Source organism: Plectonema radiosum NIES-515, assembly GCF_025753815.1.
Lineage (GTDB): Bacteria > Cyanobacteriota > Cyanobacteriia > Cyanobacteriales > Nostocaceae > Hassallia > Hassallia radiosum_A.
In genome coordinates, this window is record NZ_JAOWRF010000365.1 from 1 (window position 1) to 5,297 (window position 5,297).

Annotated in this window: 9 protein-coding genes; 5 read left to right on the forward strand and 4 right to left on the reverse strand. The window is 41.6% G+C overall.

What is annotated here, in order from left to right; genetic code table 11:
• The coding region (locus tag OGM63_RS25595) for an alpha-mannosidase (RefSeq protein ID WP_263748525.1) at window positions 1-1,722 on the forward strand (1,722 nt) is incomplete at its 5' end.
• Between the two features lie 70 nt (window positions 1,723-1,792).
• Here the strand turns inward: OGM63_RS25595 and psbN are convergent.
• On the reverse strand, window positions 1,793-1,924 hold the full coding sequence (gene psbN, locus OGM63_RS25600) for a photosystem II reaction center protein PsbN (protein ID WP_263748526.1): 132 nt from the start codon (window positions 1,922-1,924) through the stop codon (window positions 1,793-1,795).
• An 89-nt stretch (window positions 1,925-2,013) separates the two neighbouring features.
• Here psbN and psbH point away from each other — a divergent pair, with 89 nt between their 5' ends.
• Entirely contained in the window at window positions 2,014-2,217 is a 204-nt protein-coding gene (gene psbH, locus OGM63_RS25605) for a photosystem II reaction center phosphoprotein PsbH (RefSeq protein ID WP_263748527.1), read from the forward strand.
• On the opposite strand, the gene OGM63_RS25610 is transcribed toward psbH, so the two are convergent.
• Window positions 2,206-2,340: a hypothetical protein gene (locus tag OGM63_RS25610; RefSeq protein WP_263748528.1), complete on the reverse strand. Its 135-nt coding sequence runs from the start codon at window positions 2,338-2,340 to the stop codon at window positions 2,206-2,208. The genes psbH and OGM63_RS25610 overlap by 12 nt on opposite strands.
• A gap of 44 nt (window positions 2,341-2,384) precedes the next feature.
• Here OGM63_RS25610 and OGM63_RS25615 point away from each other — a divergent pair, with 44 nt between their 5' ends.
• The 3 genes from OGM63_RS25615 (at window position 2,385) to OGM63_RS25625 (ending at window position 3,563) form a co-directional block, all read left to right on the forward strand.
• Window positions 2,385-2,657 carry a TatA/E family twin arginine-targeting protein translocase gene (locus tag OGM63_RS25615; RefSeq protein ID WP_263748529.1) on the forward strand — a complete coding sequence of 91 codons (273 nt, stop codon included), beginning with the start codon at window positions 2,385-2,387 and terminating at the stop codon, window positions 2,655-2,657.
• Window positions 2,658-2,664: 7 nt separating this feature from the next.
• Window positions 2,665-3,297, forward strand: a complete 633-nt coding sequence (gene pth / locus OGM63_RS25620; protein WP_263748530.1) for an aminoacyl-tRNA hydrolase — start codon at window positions 2,665-2,667, stop codon at window positions 3,295-3,297.
• A 122-nt stretch (window positions 3,298-3,419) separates the two neighbouring features.
• Complete coding sequence (locus OGM63_RS25625; RefSeq protein WP_263748531.1) at window positions 3,420-3,563, forward strand: hypothetical protein; 144 nt, start codon at window positions 3,420-3,422, stop codon at window positions 3,561-3,563.
• On the opposite strand, the gene rpsU is transcribed toward OGM63_RS25625, so the two are convergent.
• Window positions 3,556-3,735, reverse strand: a complete 180-nt coding sequence (rpsU, locus tag OGM63_RS25630; RefSeq protein ID WP_029637478.1) for a 30S ribosomal protein S21 — start codon at window positions 3,733-3,735, stop codon at window positions 3,556-3,558. The two genes, OGM63_RS25625 and rpsU, sit on opposite strands and share 8 nt — an antisense overlap.
• Before the next feature lie 340 nt (window positions 3,736-4,075).
• The gene (gene rsmI / locus OGM63_RS25635; RefSeq protein WP_263748532.1) at window positions 4,076-4,951 is read right to left on the reverse strand and encodes a 16S rRNA (cytidine(1402)-2'-O)-methyltransferase; all 876 of its coding nucleotides are present in this window, start codon (window positions 4,949-4,951) and stop codon (window positions 4,076-4,078) included.
• Between the last annotated feature and the right edge of the window lie 346 nt (window positions 4,952-5,297).

Genomic DNA, 5,297 nt, shown 5'->3' on the forward strand with positions numbered 1-5,297 from the left:
TCCCCACTCCCCCCTCCCTTCCCCGTTTGGAATGACGAACTTTATCTAGAATTCCATCGTGGATGCTATACCACCCACGCTGATCAAAAACGTTGGAATCGTCGTTGTGAAGGATTATTGTATGAAGCTGAAGTTTTTGCGGCTTTGGCGACAATCATCTGTAAAGCTATCTATCCGAAAGCGGAGATAGAAGCAGCTTGGAAAAAGGTGTTATTTAACCAGTTTCACGATATTTTGCCCGGTTCTTCCATTAGGGAAGTTTATACGGATGCACTTCCAACTTGGCAGGAAGTCCAACAAGTTGGATCAAAGATATTGCAAAATTCATTGAGTGCGATCGCATCTCACATGACTCTACCAGAACCACCACAGCCTGACTGTTTACCCATTTTTGTCTTTAATTCCCTTAATTGGCAGCGTTCTGAGGTAGTTGTTGTTGATTTACCTGATTCTTTTTCAGGCGCTTGCGTATACAATTTGGCTGGCGTTGTCTTGCCTTGTCAACTTAGAGAACCCTCTGAGCTTATTTTCGTTGCTCAGGATATCCCCTCTCTTGGCTATCGCATTTTCTGGCTCTGTCCTCTTAACCCTAAAAATGACCATAGCAGTGCACATCCTGATGATAGCAAAACGGGTTTGCGAAAGCAAGAACATTTTTACCCAAAAAGATTGACTTTAGAAAATGAGTTTTTGAGAGTCATTGTTGATGAAGAAAATGGTGATTTATCTAGTATTTTTGACAAGGTAAATTATCGAGAAGTTCTTTCTCAAGCAGGTGGTAATCAATTACAAGCTTTCCAAGATAGCGGACAATATTGGGATGCTTGGAATATCGATCCAAATTATGCCGAGCATCCTTTACCACCAACGCAGCTTAAATCAATTCAATGGTTAGAACAAGGTCTAGTCCAAAATCGCCTGCGGGTGGTGCGTCAATTAGGAAAATCAGAATTTTGTCAAGATTACATCTTAGAAGCTGGTTCACCCGTGCTGAAAATTGCCACCACTGTTAATTGGCAAGAAAGTCAAGTTTTGGTGAAAGCAGCTTTTCCTCTGAATGTCGAAGTTGATTTTGCTACCTTTGAAATTCCTTGTGGTGCAATTCGGCGTCCAACTAAACGCGAAACCCCAGCAGAAAAAGCCAAATGGGAAGTCCCAGCTTTACGTTGGGCTGATTTAACTGAGGAACAAGATAAATGTATTTACGGTGTAAGTTTACTGAATGATTGTAAATATGGTTACGACAGTCAACCCCAGCAATTACGACTAACACTATTACGCAGTCCCAAATGGCCTGACCCAGAAGCTGACCGGGGCTTTCATGAATTTACCTATGCCTTGTATCCCCACGCTGGTAGTTGGGAGTCTGCTCATACTGTAAGGCGTGGGTATGAATTGAATACTCCATTGCAAGTTATCTTAAAGCCAGCCAGAACTGCAAATTCAAAACTCAAGGCGGCTGAAAGCATGAGTTTCTTGAATTTATCCGCTGAGAACTTAATTTTAATGGCGTTTAAGCAAGGCGAAGATAACCAACAGTGGATTCTCCGGTGTTATGAATGTCACGGAGAAACCGCTGAGTTGGCTTTGACAAGCGATTTGAAGTTAAGTTTAGCAGATTCAGTGGATTTGTTGGAACGCTATTTGTCCACCGCTGAATCCTCATCTCATAGCATAAAGCCTTGGAAAATCTTGAGTTTCAAAGTCATTTCTGAGCTTTGATGTCTTCCTACGTAGTCAGCGCTTCAGCGCTGGTTGATCTACAGCGCTGAAGCGCCGACTACGAATGATTCTAATCTTCGTGGTCATCAAAAGGATCGTTTAATTGCTTGCTTGGAGGACCAAAAGAAGTATAAATCGATGCGACGGTGATGGCGACCACCCCTGCACAAACAGAAATGATAAGAACTGTTGCGGGTTCCATAATCAAAAAATAAATTATGAGTGCTATTCTTATAGAATATTACAGAAGATTAAAAAAAGATGAGTGCAACTCAAATTTAAAGGTGAATTATGGCACAACGGACTAGGTTGGGAGATATCCTCAGACCATTGAACTCTGAGTATGGTAAAGTAGCCCCCGGTTGGGCTACGACTCCTGTGATGGGTATTTTTATGCTGTTATTTTTGGTGTTTTTGCTGATTATTCTCCAAGTTTACAACTCCTCACTACTGATTCAGGATGTAAACGTAGATTGGCGGAGTTTAGGCAGCTAAGTAATGCGATATGGCTTCATCTTGCGTAGTGCGAGCGATCGCACTTGACCCGGCTTGTCCGGGTTTTTTTATAATTGGTTGATAGTTGTTGGTTGTTTGTAGTAAAAAAGTACTTATAACCACTATCCACTATCCACTATCCATTTACGTTTAAAGGATGAAAAATCATGAATATATTTGGTATTGGTTTGCCGGAAATGGGTCTAATTATGGTAGTAGCGCTGTTAATCTTTGGTCCAAAGAAGCTACCAGAAATTGGACGTAGTATGGGTAAGGCAATTCGTGGCTTTCAAGAAGCTTCGTCGGAGTTTCAAAATGAGTTTAAGCGGGAAGCTGAAAAATTGGAAGAAGCTGTGAAAACTACTGCTGAACTTGAACCGAAGCAAATTGAAGCATCTTCAACACAGAAAGATACTGCTAGTTCTTCCCAACAAAGCTAAAGGCAAAATGACAGAAGCTGTGACGATGGTAATTCCCCAGCTAATTGTCGGTTTGGGGAATCCAGAACCTAAGTACGATAAAACACGCCATAATATCGGCTTTGCAGCTGTGGATGCTCTATCTCGTTCTTGGAAGATTCCTTTGGGGGAAAATCGCAAGTTTCAGGGTGAATTTGGCGAAGGAATTGCACCAAATAGAGAGAAAATCCGGTTGCTAAAACCACTTACTTATATGAATCTCTCCGGACAGTCAATGCAAGCGGTGATAAATTGGTACAAATTGCCGCCTGAGTCGGTGCTGGTGATTTATGATGATATGGATTTACCTTTAGGAAAAACTCGCTTGCGGTTATCTGGTTCCGCTGGGGGACATAATGGAATGAAAAGCGCGATCGCTCATCTTGGCACTCAAAACTTTCCCCGTTTGCGAATCGGCATTGGTAAACCAAAAAATCCTGATTGTAGCGATGATTCTAATACTGTATCCCACGTTCTGGGGCGATTTTCTGCCAGCGAAACTAAATTGATGTCCGAGGTTCTCCAATTCGTGGTTGAGTGTGTAGAACTCAGCCTGAAGCAAGGAGTAGAAAAGGCGATGAATCGCTGTAATAGCTATACTGTTACAGGCTCACAATCTTGAGTTATTGATAAGTAGATGGGCATAAATAAACGCTCCTTAACGTAGTAACGGCTTTAGCCGTTAGAATCCAAGAGCGACGAGCGGTAAACCGCTCACTACGAATCAAAAGAGGCTAAAATTTATTGTATATCGTTCGCTATGCAGGCGCACTCACACCCCAAGAAGGGGTGCGATCGCTTAGTTTGTTTAAAAATGATATTGAATGCGCTGTGGCTTGTTTAATATTATTTCATCAAGCAACCCCAGCACAAAATAGGTTTATTTAAAACGGCGTTTGCGTCTAGCTGCTACTGCTTTACGTTTGCGTTTTTCTATGGGTGTTTCAAAGTGGCGATGATACTTCACGTCGGCTAAGATTCCAGCTTTGGAAACCTGGCGTTTAAAGCGACGTAGAGCCGAATCTATGCCTTCGTTGTCTCCTAAAACCACTTGGGTCATTCTGACTTGTTCCTCATTATGAATAATTTCCATTGTAATAGTAGCCTCAATTTGATTGAAACTGCTTTTTTCATAATGATGACTAGACACAATTTATTGTGCCCAAGTTGGTTTTATGCACTTACTGGTAGTAAAATTACTACTCAGTTACAATCATTTTCTATGGGATGTTGGAGAAAAGCAACTTTAATGCTGAATTGGTAATTCTTCTGCTATATAAAACCTAGACAAGTCTAGACATTTACTTCTTACTTCAACGGGAGCATGGGAGCGGTTATCCCTCAGTAAGCTTTCACGCTTTAGCCAAACGTGATAAATTAATCGCTCCACCGATTATGTCTTATTCTATGATATCAGGCTCTTGGTCAAATGTTTTGATGGCAAGAGCTAGTTGATAGAGATGGCGACGGGGTAAGGATGTAACTTTTGCTAACTCACGGCTAGCTTGCGATCGCGATATTCCCTGACTCATAATCGCGATTAATTCTGCTTTTAATTCGGCTTCACTCAGTTGCGGTTTATCGGGTGGAATTCCCCCCACTACTAAGGTATACTCTCCAATTGGTTCGCGATTTTGATAACTCGCTTTCGCTTCACCAATTGTTCCCCGCCAAAATTCTTCATGTAACTTTGTTAACTCCCGTGCCAAGACAATTTGCCGATCGCTTCCAAATATTTCTGCTAAATTTTGTAAAGTCTCTTGCAATCGGTGCGGCGATTCGTAGAAAATCATAGTGCGAGATTCTGTCTGTAGAGACTCTAAATGCTCTTGCCGTTGTTGAGCTTTTGTCGGCAAAAAGCCTTCAAAAACAAACTTATCTGTAGGCAACCCCGCTGCACTCAAAGCTGTAATTGCAGCAGTAGCACCAGGAATTGGTACTATTGGTAAATGCGCTTCAATACAAGCTTTCACCAATTCATATCCCGGATCGGAAATTAGGGGAATACCTGCATCTGTCACCAGAGCGATCGCTTGACCGTTCTTTAAATGCTCTAATAATTCCGGGATGCGACTTTGACGATTATGCTCGTGGTAACTTATCTGTGGTGTTTTAACTAGAAAATGTTGTAACAGTTTACCAGTATGGCGCGTGTCTTCTGCCGCAATTATATCTACAGTTTGCAAAATTCGCACCGCCCGAAAAGTCATATCTTCCAGATTGCCAATTGGTGTCCCGACGATGTAAAGTGTTCCTGGTTTAGGATCGGTTTGCATTATTCATTTTTTTGGTTGTTAGTCAACACTCAACAGTCTACAGTTATCCACTAACTATTAACATTCAGTAGACCGAAAAGTTCTGCGATCGCTCTGTGACAATGACCTTAGAGCTATCTTCGATAAAGTCGAACTTAGATATACTAGAATAACCTATACAATTTATGAAAGAAGTTACTGAAACTATTTAGGCTCATGGCAACCACATCTAATGTTCAAGTGACAATTTCCCTATCAGATCCGGATTTAGATGACCAAGAGTTGCAAGCAGAAGTGGAAAATTTGCTACCCCAGGTTAGAGAGGTGGATGGGGTAGAAGAAGCAGATTTAGTGGCAGTTACAGAAA

Coding starts and splice junctions, on each gene's coding strand:
- psbN (WP_263748526.1), bottom strand. CDS start 1,924: ATGGAACCCGCAACAGTTCTTATCATTTCTGTTTGTGCAGGGGTGGTC.
- psbH (WP_263748527.1), top strand. CDS start 2,014: ATGGCACAACGGACTAGGTTGGGAGATATCCTCAGACCATTGAACTCT.
- OGM63_RS25615 (WP_263748529.1), top strand. CDS start 2,385: ATGAATATATTTGGTATTGGTTTGCCGGAAATGGGTCTAATTATGGTA.
- pth (WP_263748530.1), top strand. CDS start 2,665: ATGACAGAAGCTGTGACGATGGTAATTCCCCAGCTAATTGTCGGTTTG.
- rpsU (WP_029637478.1), bottom strand. CDS start 3,735: ATGACCCAAGTGGTTTTAGGAGACAACGAAGGCATAGATTCGGCTCTA.
- rsmI (WP_263748532.1), bottom strand. CDS start 4,951: ATGCAAACCGATCCTAAACCAGGAACACTTTACATCGTCGGGACACCA.